We start from the raw sequence: 16,222 nt of genomic DNA on the forward strand, positions 1-16,222 counted from the left end.
ATAATGTGACGGGGTGTGAGAATCTTGAATGATGTTGTACAAGTTCCTGTTACGGATGTAAAGGGGATCGGAGGAGAAACATCTGAGTTACTACATGAGATGGGTATTTATACAGTTTCTCATCTATTAGAACATTTTCCGTACCGTTATGAAGATTATGCGATGAAAGATCTTGCTGAAGTAAAGCATGATGAACGTGTAACGGTCGAAGGGAAGGTTCATAGTGCTCCTTTGCTGCAATATTATGGTAAGAAGAAATCGCGTTTAACAGTTCGTGTTCTCGTCGGTCGTTACTTAATTACGGCGGTATGTTTTAATAGGCCTTACTATAAGCAAAAATTAAAGTTAGATGAAACGATAACGATTACTGGTAAATGGGATCAACATCGTCAAACAATTGCTGTATCAGAACTTCATTTTGGACCGGTTGTACGTCAACAAGAAGTGGAACCTGTTTATTCAGTAAAGGGGAAACTTACAGTAAAACAGATGCGTCGTTTTATTGCTCAAGCGTTAAAGGAATATGGAGATTCTATAGTCGAAGTGTTACCGGATGGTTTGTTAGGGCGATATAAATTATTACCAAGATATGAAGCGCTCAGGGCATTGCATTTTCCGGTAGGACAGGAAGATTTGAAGCAAGCGCGTCGCCGTTTTGTATATGAAGAATTTTTCTTATTTCAGCTGAAAATGCAAACGCTCCGGAAAATGGAGAGGGAAAATTCAAAAGGGACGAAGAAAGAGATTCCGTCAGCAGAATTACAAGAATTTATCGATGCACTGCCGTTTCCATTAACGGGTGCGCAGCGCCGAGTTGTAGATGAAATTTTGAAAGATATGACATCTCCTTATCGGATGAACCGACTATTGCAAGGTGACGTTGGTTCTGGGAAAACAGTTGTTGCTGCGATTGGTCTTTATGCATCGAAATTAGCTCATTATCAAGGTGCTTTAATGGTTCCTACAGAAATTTTAGCTGAGCAACATTATCAGTCGCTTGCTGAAACGTTTTCGCATTTTGGTATGAAGGTGGAACTGTTAACAAGTTCTGTTAAAGGGGCGAGACGTCGAGAAATTTTAGCGAAGTTAGAACAAGGAGAAATAGATATTCTTGTTGGAACGCATGCCTTAATTCAAGATGAAGTTATATTTCATAGGTTGGGTCTCGTTATTACAGATGAACAGCATCGATTTGGTGTAGCGCAGCGCCGAGTTTTACGGGAGAAAGGTGAAAGTCCAGATGTATTATTTATGACAGCGACACCAATTCCGCGTACGCTTGCAATTACTGCATTTGGAGAGATGGATGTTTCGATAATCGATGAGATGCCAGCAGGTAGAAAGGTGATTGAAACATACTGGGCAAAACATGATATGTTAGATCGCGTTCTCGGTTTCGTTGAAAAGGAGATAAAAAAAGGAAGACAGGCATACGTTATTTGTCCTCTAATTGAAGAATCTGAGAAACTTGATGTGCAAAATGCTATCGACTTACATAGTATGCTGACGCATCATTACCAAGGGAAATGCCAAGTTGGATTGATGCATGGGAGATTATCGTCTCAGGAAAAAGAAGAGATAATGGGACAGTTTAGTGAAAATAAAGTACAAATTCTTGTATCGACAACAGTTGTTGAAGTAGGTGTGAACGTACCGAATGCGACTGTAATGGTTATTTATGATGCAGAACGTTTCGGTTTATCGCAGCTTCATCAGCTTAGAGGGCGTGTCGGCCGTGGTAGTGAACAATCATATTGTTTATTAATAGCAGACCCTAAATCAGAAACAGGGAAAGAAAGAATGCGCATAATGACTGAAACAAATGATGGATTTGTATTGTCAGAAAAAGATTTAGAATTACGAGGTCCTGGAGATTTCTTTGGGAGTAAGCAAAGTGGCTTACCAGAATTTAAGGTTGCTGACATGGTACATGATTATCGAGCGTTAGAAACGGCAAGGCAAGATGCGGCGATACTAGTAGATTCAGAAGCGTTTTGGCACAATGATCAGTATGCTGCCTTGCGTATGTATCTTGATGGGACAGGTGTGTTCCAAGGAGAGAAGCTCGATTAAAGGGAGTCAACAAAAGTTTTTGTTGCATTCTACTTTTAATGATTATATACTACTGTTAGTACCTAGTCATAAAAATGGATGGTGCGGTATGAAAAAAAGAAGAAGTAAAAAAGAAAGACAAGAGTTATTACAACAAACAATCGAATCAAATCCTTTTATTACGGATGAAGATTTAGCGGAAAAATTTCAAGTGAGTATACAAACGGTACGACTTGATCGTATGGAATTGTCTATTCCTGAATTAAGAGAGAGAATTAAACATGTAGCTACAAAGCAACATGAAGAAGATGTGAAATCTTTACCGTTAGAAGAGGTTGTTGGAGAAATTATTGATATTGAATTAGATAGACATGCAATCTCTATCTTTGAAGTAAAGATAGAACATGTATTTAAAAGAAATCAAATCGCTCGTGGGCATCATCTGTTTGCGCAAGCAAACTCACTAGCTGTTGCGGTTATTGATGAAGAATTAGCTTTAACTGCAAAGTCTACCATTCGATACATTCGCCCTGTAAAATTAGGAGAGCGTGTTGTTGCAAAAGCGCGCGTTGAAGATGTAGAGAATGATAAAGGACGGACGGTTGTCAAAGTGCGTAGCTTCGTTGGAGAAGAACTTGTTTTTACAGGCACTTTTGAAATGTATCGATCTAGTAATTATAGTGAGGAAGGTAACAACTTATGAAAATCGCAATAGATGCAATGGGCGGAGATCACGCTCCAAAGGCTGTAGTATTAGGGGCAATGAAAGCTATTAAGGAATATTCTGATTTACATATTACGTTAGTAGGGAAAGAAGAGGAAATTCGTCAATACTTAACGAGTGATGAACGAATTACTATTCTTCATACAGACGAAAAAATAGAATCAACGGAGGAACCAGTAAGAGCGGTTCGTCGAAAAAAACAAGCTTCAATGGTGCTTGCGGCACAACAAGTAAAGGATGGAGAAGCAGACGCTTGTATATCCGCAGGTAGTACAGGAGCTTTAATGGCAGCTGGATTATTTGTAGTCGGTCGTATGGAAGGAATTGAGAGACCAGCTTTATCGCCTACAATGCCAACTGTAGATGGAAAAGGTTTTGTTATGTTAGATGTTGGAGCAAATGTTGATGCAAAACCAATTCATTTATATCAATATGCAGTAATGGGATCTGTTTATGCTGAGAAGGTAAGAGGAATTGAAAATCCTCGCGTTGGACTATTAAACGTTGGAACAGAGGATGGAAAAGGAAACGAGCTTTCAAAGCAAGTATTTGCAATGCTTAAAGATGCGCCAATTAATTTCGTGGGGAACGTTGAATCAAGAGATTTATTGCAAGGTGTAGCAGATGTTGTTGTATGTGATGGTTTTACAGGGAATGTAGCGTTGAAATCATTAGAGGGAACAGCACTTGCGCTATTCTCTATGTTGAAAGAACAGTTAATGAGTTCATTTACGAGCAAATTAGCAGCGGCGGTATTAAAGCCAAAACTTATGGTATTAAAAGATAAAATGGATTATTCGGAGTATGGAGGAGCTGCATTATTTGGATTGAAAGCACCTGTCATTAAGGCTCACGGTTCTTCTAATGATCAGTCGATATTTAGTGCGATTCGTCAAACGAGAGAAATGGTAGCGAAAGAAGTAATTCCTACGATTTCAAGCGTAATGGAGAAAGAGTCACTCCAATAAGAGGAGGATTTGAAATGGGAAAAATAGCATTTCTTTTTCCGGGCCAAGGTTCACAGGCAGTTGGAATGGGTAAACAATTAGCAGAGAATAATAAAGAGGTTGCAAAAGTGTTTGCAAAAGCAGATGAGGTGTTGGAAGATTCACTTTCAGAAGTGATTTTTGAAGGACCGCAGGAAAAGCTTACATTAACAACAAATGCGCAGCCTGCATTATTAACAACGAGTTTTGCTATTTTGACAGCTTTGAAAGAGTATGACATTACACCTGACTTTGTCGCTGGTCATAGTTTAGGTGAATATAGTGCTCTTGTAGCAGCTGGTGCATTAACTTTTGAAGATGCTGTATATGCTGTAAGGAAACGTGGCGAATATATGGAAGAAGCTGTTCCGGGCGGGGAAGGCGCAATGGCAGCTATATTAGGTGCTGACCCACATATGCTGAAACAAGTTACAGAAGAAGTAACAAGTGAAGGATATGCAGTGCAAATCGCTAATATGAATAGTACGAAGCAAATTGTGATTTCTGGAACGAAGCAAGGCGTAGAGGTTGCTTCTCAAAGAGCGAAAGAAAATGGTGCAAAGAGAGCGATTCCACTAAAAGTAAGTGGGCCATTCCATTCTTCACTTATGAAGCCGGCAGCTGAGAAGTTCCAAAGTGTTTTAAATGAAATTACAATTCATGACACGAATATTCCTGTTATTGCAAATGTTACGGCGGAAGTTATTACACGTGGTGCAGACATTCAAGAAAAGTTAATCGAACAGCTTTATTCGCCTGTATTATGGTACCCGTCTATTGAATATATGGTGAACCAGGGAGTAGATACATTTATTGAAATTGGACCTGGAAAAGTACTTGCTGGACTTATGAAGTCAATTGATTCATCAGTAAAAGCATATGCGATATACGATGAAGAGACATTAAAAGATACCATTTCAAATTTGAGAGGAGAAAACTGATGTTAAAAGGGAAGGTAGCATTAGTAACTGGCGCTTCACGTGGAATTGGTCGCGCGATTGCGATTGATTTAGCGAAACAAGGGGCAAATGTAGTAGTAAATTATGCTGGTAATGAACAAAAAGCAAATGAAGTAGTAGATGAAATTAAAAAATTAGGTTCTGATGCAATTGCGGTAAGAGCAGATGTTGCAAATGCTGATGATGTTACAAATATGGTGAAACAAACAGTAGATACATTTGGACAAGTTGATATTCTTGTAAATAATGCTGGTGTAACTAAAGATAATTTATTAATGCGTATGAAAGAAGAAGAATGGGATACAGTTATTAATACAAACTTAAAAGGTGTATTCTTATGTACAAAAGCAGTATCTCGTTATATGATGCGTCAACGTCACGGTAGAATTATAAACATCGCTTCGGTTGTTGGTGTTATAGGAAACCCAGGACAAGCTAACTATGTTGCTGCTAAAGCGGGTGTTATTGGATTAACAAAAACATCTGCAAAAGAGTTAGCAAGTCGAAATATTACAGTGAATGCAATTGCGCCGGGCTTTATTGCGACTGATATGACGGATGTACTAGATGAGAATATTAAAGCCGAAATGTTAAAAGTTATTCCAGCTGCTCAATTTGGTGAAGCGAAAGATATCGCGAATGCTGTAACGTTTTTTGCTTCTGATCAAAGCAAATATGTTACAGGTCAAACGTTAAATGTTGATGGCGGTATGGTAATGTAATAAAAGAATCGATTTCACCTAGTTTTTTTGGTCAATATTTAATATAATATTTGAGGGGAGGTGAATGGAATGGCAGATGTTTTAGAGCGCGTAACAAAAATCATCGTTGATCGTTTAGGAGTAGAAGAGACTGAGGTAGTACCAGCTGCAAGCTTCAAGGAAGATTTAGGAGCAGACTCCCTAGATGTAGTAGAACTTGTAATGCAATTAGAAGATGAATTCGAAATGGAAATTTCTGATGAAGATGCTGAAAAGATTGCTACTGTTGGCGATGCTGTGACTTACATAGAGAGTCATCTATAATGCTTAAGTGAAGTCCCGTTTTTTAGCGGGGCTTTCTGGCTTATATCTGGAGGGACCTATGCCGTACCGAAAATATAGAGAAAAAAAATACGAAACAAAATATCGTGAAGCATTTAAAGTGTTTCAAGAAAAGATAGGTATTACGTTTACAGATGAAAAATTATTGATTCAAGCATTTACGCATTCATCGTATGTGAATGAGCATCGAAAAAAACCGCATGAAGATAATGAGCGTCTTGAATTTCTTGGAGATGCAGTATTGGAACTGACTGTATCGCAGTATCTGTTTCAAAAATATCCGACAATGAGCGAAGGAGAGTTAACAAAACTACGTGCAGCTATTGTATGTGAGCCATCTCTTGTTCGTTTTGCGAACGAATTGTCATTTGGTAGCCTTGTTTTATTAGGAAAAGGTGAAGAAATGACAGGTGGACGTGAACGACCAGCTTTATTAGCGGATGTCTTTGAAGCGTTTATTGGTGCCCTTTATCTTGATCAAGGGCTAGAAACAGTTTGGGAATTCTTAAAAGAAATTGTATATCCGAAAATTAATGAGGGTGCTTTTTCTCATGTGATGGATTATAAGAGTCAGTTGCAAGAATTGATTCAGCGTGATGGCAGTGGCAATGTTGAGTATCAAATTTTGCAAGAAAAAGGACCAGCTCACAATCGAGAATTTGTGTCACGTGTTACGTTAAATAACGTAGCTTTAGGTCTTGGTAGTGGTAAGTCGAAAAAAGAAGCAGAGCAACAAGCTGCTGCAGAAGCATTGAAAAAATTAAAAGAACAACTATAAGGAATCCCCCTTTGAATGAGGGGGATTCCTTGTGCATAGAATGAAACTTTCTTTTTGTTTATAATGAAAAAGAAGGTAAATCCGTATAATACTTGTTTTTGTATAGAGAACATTTATAACGACGGAGAATAGGAGGAAGGCCTTTCGTGTTTTTAAAAAGATTAGAAATAGCAGGGTTTAAGTCTTTTGCTGAGCGTGTATCTGTTGATTTTGTCCCAGGTGTAACTTCTGTAGTAGGACCTAATGGAAGCGGGAAAAGTAATATTACTGATGCAATTCGCTGGGTACTTGGTGAACAATCTGCAAAATCATTACGTGGTGCAAAGATGGAGGATATTATTTTTGCAGGCAGTGATACGAGGAGAGCGGTTAATGTTGCTGAAGTAACAATAACTTTAAATAATGAAGATCAACGTTTACCAATTGAATACAATGAGGTGTGTGTAACACGTCGTGTATCTCGTTCAGGTGATAGTGATTTTTATATTAATAAACAATCATGTAGATTGAAAGATATTATCGATTTATTTATGGACTCTGGTATGGGAAGAGAAGCTTTTTCAATTATTAGCCAGGGGAAAGTGGAAGAGATTTTAAGTAGTAAGTCAGAAGAGCGTCGAGGTGTATTTGAAGAAGCGGCAGGCGTACTAAAATACAAACTTCGCAAAAAGAAAGCTGAAGGGAAATTAGCAGAAACACAAGAAAACTTAAATCGTGTACAAGATATAATTCATGAATTAAGTAGTCAAGTAGAACCTTTAGAAAGACAAGCTTCTATTGCGAAAGATTATCTTGAGAATAAAGAAGAATTAGAGAAAGTAGAAGCTGCGCTTATTGTCCATGAAATTGAAGAATTGCACGAGAAATGGGAAGCGCTTCGAAATCAGTTTGGGCATAATAAAAACGAAGAAGCTAAAATGTCAACGAATTTACAAAAAAGTGAAGAAGAGCTTGAGGAATTACGAGGACAATTACAAGCGGTAGATGAGTCTGTAGACTCGTTGCAAGAAGTACTTCTTCTTTCTAGTAAAGAGCTAGAAAAACTTGAAGGGCAGCGCGAGTTGTTAAAAGAGAGAAAGCAAAATGCTACGACGCATTGTGCGCAACTTGAGCAGTTAATTGTTGAATTAACAGAGAAAGCTAAAAGTTACGATGGTGAGATTGAGTCAAGTACAGAAGCTTTAATGCAATTTGTGAATGAAGTAAAAGAGTTGGAGCAAAAATTGCATGATAATGAGCAACTGCTTGCTACTTTTGCTGACAATTTAGAGGAACAGATTGAGAATTTAAAAGGTGACTATATTGAGCTTTTAAATCAACAAGCTAGTCATCGTAATGAATTATCTATGATTGAAGAACAATCTAAACAGCAAACGTCTAAAAACGAGCGTCTAGATGAAGAGAATGCGAAATATGTAGAAATGCGTATGGAAATTACAGCGAAAAAGACGAAACTTGTAGAAAGTTACGAACAAGCGAAAGAAAAAGTAGCTGGCATACTCTCAAATATACAGAAGACAGAGGCGGCGCTTGGGAAATGTAAGACGCAGTATAGTGAAAATGAAACAAAACTGTATCAAGCATATCAATTTGTGCAACAGGCACGTTCTCGAAAAGAAATGCTTGAAGAGATGCAAGAAGATTATTCTGGATTCTATCAAGGTGTACGTGAAGTATTGAAAGCTAGAGAAAATAGGTTGCAAGGTATCGAGGGTGCTGTTGCGGAACTGTTAACGGTACCGAAAGAATACGAAGTTGCAATGGAAATTGCTCTAGGTGCAGCGATGCAGCATATTGTTGTACAAACAGAGGAGCATGCTCGTAATGCGATAGCATTTTTAAAGCAAAATAAACATGGACGTGCAACGTTTTTACCGCAAGCTGTTATTAAAAGCAGGTCTTTATCATTTGAGCAATTACGCATTGCAAATCAACACCCATCGTTTGTAGGTGTGGCGGCAGAACTTGTGCAGTACAACAATAAATATGAAAATGTAGTTTCAAATTTATTAGGTACGGTTATTGTTGCGAAAGATTTACGCGGAGCAAATGAGTTGGCGAAACAACTGCAATACCGTTATCGCATTGTAACAATCGAAGGTGATGTAGTGAATCCTGGCGGTTCTATGACTGGTGGGGCGGTAAAGCAAGCGAAATCTTCTTTATTAGGACGCCAACGTGAACTGGAAGAGTGGACTCGCAAGTTAACTGATATGGAAGAAAAAACAATGAAGTTAGAAAACTTTGTTAAAGCAGTAAAACAAGAGATTCAAGAAAAAGAAGTGAAAATACGCGAACTAAGGCAAACTGTAGAAGTAGATCGTGTAGATGAGCAGAAATTAAGAGAAGAGATTAATCGTCTAGAATTAGAAGAACATCGTATTAATGATCGATTGTCTATTTATGATTTAGAGATTGAAGGGTTTTTACAAGATCGAGTAAAAATGCAAGGGCGTAAAGAGGAGTTAGAAGGGATTTTAACGAATCTTCAAGCTGATATCACTAAGTTAGATAGTAAAATTGTAGCTTTAACAAAACAAAAAAGTGAGCAACATTCTTCGAAAGAAAAAGTTCAAAAAGAAATGACGGAGTTAAAAGTGCTGGTAGCTGAAAAGCAACAACGCTTATTTAATCAAAAAGAAAAAGTTGAACGATTGACGAAGGAAAAAGAAGAAACGGATGCGACACTTGTAAAAACGAAAGAGGATTTAGCGTTCTTAAAACAAGAAATGACATCTAATTCAAGTGGTGAAGAGCAAATTACGAATATGATTGAGAAGAAAGCATATGATCGTAATCAAACTTCAGAATTAATTCGCTCTCGTCGTGAACAACGTGTATCGTTGCAAGAGAGGGTAGAACATTTAGAGCGCAATTTGAAAGAAACGACAGGTAAACATAAATATATTCTTGAAATGTTGAAAGATCAAGAAGTGAGAATAAATCGACTTGATGTAGAGTTGGAAAATAGATTACAACATTTACGTGAAACATATACGATTTCATTTGAAGCGGCAAAACTAAAATATACAATGACAATGCCTGCAGAAGATGCGCGTAAGAAAGTAAAATTAATCAAATTATCTATAGAAGAGTTAGGTACAGTGAACCTAGGGGCAATTGATGAATATGAACGTGTAGCGGAGCGTCATACATTCTTACTAGAGCAGAGAGACGACCTAGAAGAAGCGAAAGCGACATTGCACCAGCTTATTACCGAAATGGATGAAGAAATGAAAAAACGCTTTTCTACTACGTTTGAAGGCATTAGAATGGAGTTTCAATCGGTATTCTCTGAATTATTTGGAGGCGGTAGAGCGGATTTAGTAATGACTAATCCAGAGGATTTACTAAATACGGGTATTGATATTGTAGCACAACCGCCAGGGAAGAAACTGCAGAACTTAGGTTTACTTTCAGGTGGAGAGCGTGCTTTAACAGCAATTGCGCTTTTATTTGGTATTTTAAAAGTACGCCCAGTACCATTCTGTGTACTAGATGAGGTAGAGGCAGCCCTTGATGAGGCGAATGTAGCTCGTTTTGCACAGTATTTAAAGAAATTCAGTAATGAGACGCAGTTTATTGTAATTACACATAGAAAAGGTACAATGGAAGAGTCTGATGTGTTGTACGGTGTAACAATGCAAGAATCAGGGGTATCTAAACTTGTTTCGGTTCGTTTAGACGCCGGAGAAGAACTTATTGCAAGTGAATAGGAAGGATGGGAAAGTATGAGTTTTTTTAAAAAACTAAAAGAAAAAATTTCAAAACAAACGGATACAGTTACAGAGAAATTTAAACAAGGATTAGAAAAAACGAGAAATTCATTTGCGGATAAAGTGAATGATTTAGTTTATCGTTACCGTAAAGTGGACGAAGATTTTTTCGAAGAGTTAGAAGAGATCTTAATCGGTGCAGACGTTGGCGTTGCGACGGTAATGGAATTAATTGACCAATTGAAAGAAGAAGTACAACGTCGTAACATTCAAGATCCAAAAGAAGTACAAGCTGTTATTTCAGAAAAACTAGTAGGAATTTACAAAGGCGACAGCGATTTTAGTAACGAAATTAATATGCAAGAGGACCAATTAACGGTTGTTTTATTTGTTGGTGTTAATGGTGTAGGAAAAACGACGACAATTGGTAAACTGGCGCATAAGTTTAAATCAGAAGGTAAGTCAGTCCTATTAGCGGCAGGAGACACATTCCGTGCTGGAGCGATTGAACAATTAGAAGTATGGGGCGATCGCGTTGGTGTAGAAGTGATTAAACAAGGATCTGGATCTGATCCAGCGGCGGTTATGTATGACGCTGTACAAGCTGCGAAAGCACGTAAGGTAGATGTATTACTATGTGACACAGCAGGACGCTTGCAAAATAAAGTAAATTTAATGAAAGAATTAGAGAAGGTGAAGCGTGTAATTGAGCGTGAAGTACCAGGTGCTCCTCATGAAGTATTACTTGTTATTGATGCAACAACAGGACAAAACGGTTTAAGCCAAGCGAAAACATTCCGTGAAGCAACGAATGTAACTGGTATTGTTTTAACGAAGTTAGATGGAACTGCTAAAGGTGGTATTGTATTAGCGATTCGTAACGAAATGGATGTACCAGTGAAGTTTGTTGGATTAGGAGAGCAAATGGATGACTTGCAACAGTTTGATCCAGAACAATATGTGTATGGTTTATTTGCGAACTTAGTAGAAACAGAAGAAGTATAAGTGAAAGGAGCGGTATTTCCGCTTCTTTTTCTATAAAAAATATATGATGTTAAGAAAAAAACTTGACACTCTTTTGGACTACATGTAAACTAATTCATGTAAAGGGAAATCACTTAACAAAGGATGATCCAACATGCTCGAAAAAACAACGAGAATGAACTATTTATTTGATTTTTATCAATCGTTGTTAACGCAAAAACAAAGAAGTTATATGTCGCTTTATTATCTAGATGATTTATCTCTTGGTGAAATTGCGGAAGAATTTGATGTAAGTCGCCAAGCCGTGTATGATAACATTAAACGGACTGAAGCGATGCTTGAAGAATATGAAGAAAAATTAGTATTACTTCAAAAGTTTCAAGAGCGACAGCGACTTGTTGCAAAGCTAAAACAGCTAATCAGCGAAGAAGAGCATGTAAATGAAGAAATGAAACAAGTTGTTGAAGCTATCGAAAAATTAGATTAGGAGGGCGGCAATATGGCATTTGAAGGATTAGCCGACCGACTTCAACAGACAATGCAAAAAATCCGCGGCAAAGGAAAAGTTTCTGAAGCCGATGTGAAAGAAATGATGAGAGAAGTTCGTCTAGCTCTTTTAGAAGCAGATGTTAACTTTAAAGTAGTAAAAGATTTTGTGAAGCGTGTGTCTGAACGTGCTGTCGGACAAGATGTAATGAAAAGTTTGACACCTGGACAACAAGTAATTAAAGTTGTACAGGAAGAACTTACAGAACTTATGGGCGGAGAGCAAAGCAAAATTGCTGTTGCTAATAAGCCACCGACTGTTATTATGATGGTTGGTCTGCAAGGTGCGGGTAAAACAACGACGACAGGTAAGCTTGCGAATTTGCTTCGTAAAAAGCATAACCGTAAACCGATGCTTGTTGCAGCGGATATTTACCGTCCAGCAGCGATTAAACAGCTTGAAACATTAGGGAAGCAATTGGACATGCCTGTATTCTCTTTAGGAGATCAAGTAAGTCCTGTTGAAATTGCGAAACAAGCGATTGCAAAAGCAAAAGAAGATCATCACGATTATGTTTTAATCGATACAGCGGGTCGCCTGCATATTGATGAAGAACTAATGGATGAATTAGCGAAAGTTAAAGAAGTTGCGAAACCGGATGAAATTTTCCTTGTTGTCGATGCGATGACGGGACAAGACGCGGTAAATGTTGCGCAAAGTTTCCATGAACAGTTAGGTTTAACAGGTGTTGTATTAACGAAATTAGATGGTGATACGCGCGGTGGTGCTGCATTATCTATTAAGGCTGTAACAAACACGCCGATTAAATTTGCTGGTATGGGTGAAAAACTAGATGCAATTGAAGCGTTCCATCCAGAGCGTATGGCATCCCGTATTTTAGGGATGGGCGATGTCTTAACATTGATTGAAAAAGCGCAAGCTACAGTTGATGAAGAGAAAGCGAAAGAACTTGAGCAAAAAATGCGTACGCTTTCGTTTACGCTTGACGATTTCCTAGAACAACTTGGACAAGTGCGTCAACTTGGGCCGCTTGATGAATTGTTAGGAATGCTTCCTGGTGCAAATAAAATTAAAGGGCTGAAAAATGCACAAGTTGATGAAAAACAAATTGGGCATATTGAGGCAATTATTCGTTCTATGACTAAATTAGAACGAGAACAACCGGAAATAATCAATGCTAGTCGCAAAAAGCGCATTGCCAAAGGTAGCGGTACAACTGTACAAGAAATCAATCGTCTAATTAAACAATTCGATGACATGAAAAAAATGATGAAGACGATGACGGGAATGCAAAAAGGTAAGAAAAAAGGACTAGGTGGATTGAAGTTTCCATTCATGTAAGGAAAAAAAGATGGCTCTGTTAAGAAAAAATACTTTACAAAGCAATAGTCTTTTTGCTAATATAATTATCTGTGTGAAATAAATTCGGAGGTGCTTTATAAATGGCAGTTAAAATTCGTTTAAAACGTATGGGAGCTAAAAAAACTCCTTTCTATCGTGTAGTTGTTGCAGATTCTCGTTCTCCTCGTGACGGACGTTTCATTGAGGAAATCGGAACTTACAATCCAGTTGCTCAACCAGCTGAAGTTAAGATCAACGAAGAAGCAGCATTAAAATGGTTAGGAAATGGTGCTAAACCATCTGATACAGTTCGTAACTTATTCTCTAACCAAGGTATCATGGAGAAATTCCACTTATCTAAACAAGGTAAGTAATTGAGGCAATGACTATGAAGAAGTTAGTCGAGACGATTGTCAAGCCTCTTGTCGATTATCCTGAAGATGTAAAAGTTACACAGGAACTTTGCAACGGAGAGATAAAGTATCGATTAACTGTACATCCTGAGGATGTTGGAAAAGTCATTGGAAAGCAAGGGAGAGTTGCGAAAGCGATTCGAATGCTCTTGTATTCAGTGGGACATCATAATGATGAAAAAGTAACACTGGAAATTCAATAAACGTAAAAAAGGGCGAGGAGTTATTCCTCTCCCTTTTTTAACATTTAAATAGAGAGTGCATGTTCCATCTGTGAAATGGAGATGCTTAATTTATATAGAAACCAGGGGTGACATACTATTTATGACAAAATGGTTTAACGTAGGGAAAATTGTAAATACTCATGGCGTAAGAGGAGAAATCCGTGTTATTTCTCGTACTGATTTTCCAGAAGAGCGATATAAAGTAGGAAACACGTTATACATATCGAATGAGAAAGGCACAGACTACCTTCCGGTGAAGGTAACTTCTCATCGCCAACATAAGACATTCGATTTATTAACATTTGAAGGATATAACAATGTAGATGAAGTAGAGAAGTTTAAAGGTTCTTTAATAAAAGTACCAGAAGAGCAGTTAGGTGAACTTGCTGAAGGTGAATACTACTATCATGAAATTATTGGTTGCAGTGTTGTAACGGAAGAAGGAGAAGCGCTAGGGACAATCAAAGAGATTCTATCTCCTGGTGCAAATGATGTTTGGGTAATTAAACGCCCGAAGGGTCAAGATCTCTTAATTCCTTATATCGATGATGTTGTACTTCAAGTTAATATTGAAAATAAATTAGTAACCATTCATGTAATGGAAGGGCTGCTATAATGAAAATTGATATTTTAACGTTGTTCCCAGACATGTTTACCGGTGTATTTGGATCTTCTATATTAAAGAAGGCACAAGAAAAAGAAGCGGTAAGCCTTCGTGTTGTTAACTTTCGTGATTATACAACAAGTAAGCATAATAGTGTAGACGATTATCCTTACGGCGGAGGAGCTGGTATGGTGCTTACTCCTCAGCCTATTTTTGATGCTGTAGAAGATTTGACGAAAGAGACAGAGCGTAAGCCTAGAGTTGTCTTAATGTGTCCGCAGGGCGAAAGATTTACGCAGAAGAAAGCGGAAGAGCTTGCAGGGGAAGAACATTTGATCTTCGTATGTGGGCATTATGAAGGGTATGACGAACGAATTCGTGAGCATCTCGTAACGGATGAGATTTCTATTGGTGACTATGTATTAACGGGCGGAGAATTAGCCTCTATGGTTATTACTGATAGTGTTGTACGTCTCTTGCCAGGTGTGCTAGGAAATCATGCTTCACAAGTAGAGGATTCGTTTAGTACAGGTTTATTAGAGCATCCTCATTATACACGTCCGGCTGATTTTCGTGGTATGAAGGTACCGGATGTATTAATGTCAGGGAATCATAAAAACATTGATGAATGGCGACATAAGGAATCTTTGCGTCGAACGTATACGCGTAGACCTGATTTGTTAGATGAGAGAGAGTTATCTAAACAAGAGAAAAAATGGCTTGAGGAAATAAAGCGAGAGCAGTAATAACTTCATATATTTGCTATTGCAACAGGCCTAGTAATATGCTATTATAACATTTGTGCTACTGAAATCAGTAGCCGTATTAACGATGTTCCGCTGTAATTTATTAAGACTTTATAAGAGCATCTGTTTAAAGGAGAGAATTTAATATGCAACAATTAATCGCAGAAATTACAAAAGGCCAATTAAAAACTGACCTTCCTTCATTCCGTCCTGGTGACACTTTACGTGTACACGTAAAAGTTGTTGAGGGAACTCGTGAAAGAATTCAGCTTTTCGAAGGTGTTGTAATTAAACGTCGTGGTGGCGGAATCAGTGAAACATTCACAGTTCGTAAGATTTCTTACGGTGTAGGTGTTGAGCGTACATTCCCAGTTCACACGCCAAGAATCGCGAAAATCGAAGTACTTCGCCGTGGTAAAGTACGTCGTGCTAAGTTATACTACTTACGTAACCTTCGCGGTAAAAAAGCACGTATTAAAGAAATTCGATAAGACATGTATGGGAGCTTGTAAATGCACAAGCTCCCTTTTTCCAATCTATATGAAATTTTGGTATAATACGAGCAGTTTACATAACCGTGGAGGGGAAATGCATGAAAAAAGAGAAGAGTTCACTTTGGGAATGGATTAAGGCAATTTTGATTGCTGTTGTATTAGCTGGTGTTATTAGACAGTTTTTCTTTGCGCCAATTCTCGTAGACGGGGTATCGATGGCACCTACTTTACATGATCGTGATCGAATGATTGTGAATAAAATTGGTTATCACATTGGAGATCCAAAACGCTTTGATATTATCGTATTTCGAGCAACAGAAGATAAAGATTACATTAAGCGCATTATAGGCCTGCCAGGCGATGAAATAGAGTATCGTAATGATAAACTGTATGTTAACGGAAAGGCTTATGAGGAGCCGTATTTAGACAAGCAGAAAAAGCAAATTGCTGACGGACCGCTTACATATGATTTTAATCTTGAAGAAATGACAGGCAAGAAAACCGTTCCAAAAGATCAATTATTTGTTTTAGGTGATAATCGTCGTTTTAGTAAAGATAGCCGTTCAATCGGTACGATTTCAATGGATCAAGTAATTGGTAAAGCTAATATGTTATATTGGCCGTTAGAAGACGCACGTATTGTGAAATAA

At 37.9% G+C, this 16,222-nt stretch carries 17 protein-coding genes; all 17 read left to right on the forward strand.

Annotated elements, in window-relative coordinates; genetic code table 11:
- The first annotated feature begins 24 nt into the window (after positions 1-24).
- The 17 genes from recG to lepB all read left to right on the forward strand — a co-directional run bounded on the left by recG (position 25) and on the right by lepB (position 16,222).
- Positions 25-2,073 (forward strand): ATP-dependent DNA helicase RecG, encoded by a 2,049-nt coding sequence (recG, locus tag ACTFRM_RS18305; RefSeq protein ID WP_088321976.1) that lies wholly within the window; start codon positions 25-27, stop codon positions 2,071-2,073.
- 88 nt (positions 2,074-2,161) lie between these two features.
- Complete coding sequence (fapR, locus tag ACTFRM_RS18310; RefSeq protein ID WP_000747348.1) at positions 2,162-2,755, forward strand: transcription factor FapR; 594 nt, start codon at positions 2,162-2,164, stop codon at positions 2,753-2,755.
- Complete coding sequence (gene plsX, locus ACTFRM_RS18315) at positions 2,752-3,744, forward strand: phosphate acyltransferase PlsX (protein ID WP_000684100.1); 993 nt, start codon at positions 2,752-2,754, stop codon at positions 3,742-3,744. The genes fapR and plsX overlap by 4 nt, the downstream gene beginning before the upstream one ends.
- A 14-nt stretch (positions 3,745-3,758) precedes the next feature.
- Complete coding sequence (gene fabD / locus ACTFRM_RS18320; protein ID WP_000515899.1) at positions 3,759-4,703, forward strand: ACP S-malonyltransferase; 945 nt, start codon at positions 3,759-3,761, stop codon at positions 4,701-4,703.
- On the forward strand, positions 4,703-5,443 hold the full coding sequence (fabG, locus tag ACTFRM_RS18325; RefSeq protein ID WP_000911773.1) for a 3-oxoacyl-[acyl-carrier-protein] reductase: 741 nt from the start codon (positions 4,703-4,705) through the stop codon (positions 5,441-5,443). The genes fabD and fabG overlap by 1 nt, the downstream gene beginning before the upstream one ends.
- A gap of 69 nt (positions 5,444-5,512) precedes the next feature.
- Complete coding sequence (acpP, locus tag ACTFRM_RS18330) at positions 5,513-5,746, forward strand: acyl carrier protein (RefSeq protein ID WP_000786062.1); 234 nt, start codon at positions 5,513-5,515, stop codon at positions 5,744-5,746.
- Positions 5,747-5,804: 58 nt separating this feature from the next.
- The gene (gene rncS, locus ACTFRM_RS18335) at positions 5,805-6,542 is read left to right on the forward strand and encodes a ribonuclease III (RefSeq protein ID WP_001146875.1); all 738 of its coding nucleotides are present in this window, start codon (positions 5,805-5,807) and stop codon (positions 6,540-6,542) included.
- 146 nt (positions 6,543-6,688) lie between these two features.
- Positions 6,689-10,258 carry a chromosome segregation protein SMC gene (smc, locus tag ACTFRM_RS18340; protein WP_000478973.1) on the forward strand — a complete coding sequence of 1,190 codons (3,570 nt, stop codon included), beginning with the start codon at positions 6,689-6,691 and terminating at the stop codon, positions 10,256-10,258.
- Positions 10,259-10,273: 15 nt separating this feature from the next.
- The gene (gene ftsY / locus ACTFRM_RS18345; protein WP_000007655.1) at positions 10,274-11,263 is read left to right on the forward strand and encodes a signal recognition particle-docking protein FtsY; all 990 of its coding nucleotides are present in this window, start codon (positions 10,274-10,276) and stop codon (positions 11,261-11,263) included.
- Between the two features lie 133 nt (positions 11,264-11,396).
- On the forward strand, positions 11,397-11,729 hold the full coding sequence (locus tag ACTFRM_RS18350) for a putative DNA-binding protein (protein ID WP_000891062.1): 333 nt from the start codon (positions 11,397-11,399) through the stop codon (positions 11,727-11,729).
- A gap of 12 nt (positions 11,730-11,741) precedes the next feature.
- Positions 11,742-13,091 (forward strand): signal recognition particle protein, encoded by a 1,350-nt coding sequence (ffh, locus tag ACTFRM_RS18355; RefSeq protein WP_000863460.1) that lies wholly within the window; start codon positions 11,742-11,744, stop codon positions 13,089-13,091.
- A 101-nt stretch (positions 13,092-13,192) separates the two neighbouring features.
- Positions 13,193-13,465: a 30S ribosomal protein S16 gene (gene rpsP / locus ACTFRM_RS18360; RefSeq protein ID WP_000268750.1), complete on the forward strand. Its 273-nt coding sequence runs from the start codon at positions 13,193-13,195 to the stop codon at positions 13,463-13,465.
- A 14-nt stretch (positions 13,466-13,479) separates the two neighbouring features.
- Positions 13,480-13,707, forward strand: a complete 228-nt coding sequence (locus tag ACTFRM_RS18365; protein ID WP_000737401.1) for a KH domain-containing protein — start codon at positions 13,480-13,482, stop codon at positions 13,705-13,707.
- 121 nt (positions 13,708-13,828) lie between these two features.
- On the forward strand, positions 13,829-14,344 hold the full coding sequence (rimM, locus tag ACTFRM_RS18370) for a ribosome maturation factor RimM (protein WP_000170278.1): 516 nt from the start codon (positions 13,829-13,831) through the stop codon (positions 14,342-14,344).
- Positions 14,344-15,078 carry a tRNA (guanosine(37)-N1)-methyltransferase TrmD gene (gene trmD, locus ACTFRM_RS18375; RefSeq protein ID WP_088321977.1) on the forward strand — a complete coding sequence of 245 codons (735 nt, stop codon included), beginning with the start codon at positions 14,344-14,346 and terminating at the stop codon, positions 15,076-15,078. Before rimM ends, trmD begins: the two co-directional genes overlap by 1 nt.
- A 146-nt stretch (positions 15,079-15,224) precedes the next feature.
- Complete coding sequence (rplS, locus tag ACTFRM_RS18380) at positions 15,225-15,569, forward strand: 50S ribosomal protein L19 (RefSeq protein ID WP_001186516.1); 345 nt, start codon at positions 15,225-15,227, stop codon at positions 15,567-15,569.
- A gap of 101 nt (positions 15,570-15,670) precedes the next feature.
- Positions 15,671-16,222, forward strand: a complete 552-nt coding sequence (lepB, locus tag ACTFRM_RS18385) for a signal peptidase I (RefSeq protein WP_000711853.1) — start codon at positions 15,671-15,673, stop codon at positions 16,220-16,222.

Origin of the sequence: Bacillus cereus group sp. MYBK227-1 (assembly GCF_051916325.1) — a bacterium.
In the GTDB taxonomy this organism is placed as follows: domain Bacteria; phylum Bacillota; class Bacilli; order Bacillales; family Bacillaceae_G; genus Bacillus_A; species Bacillus_A cereus.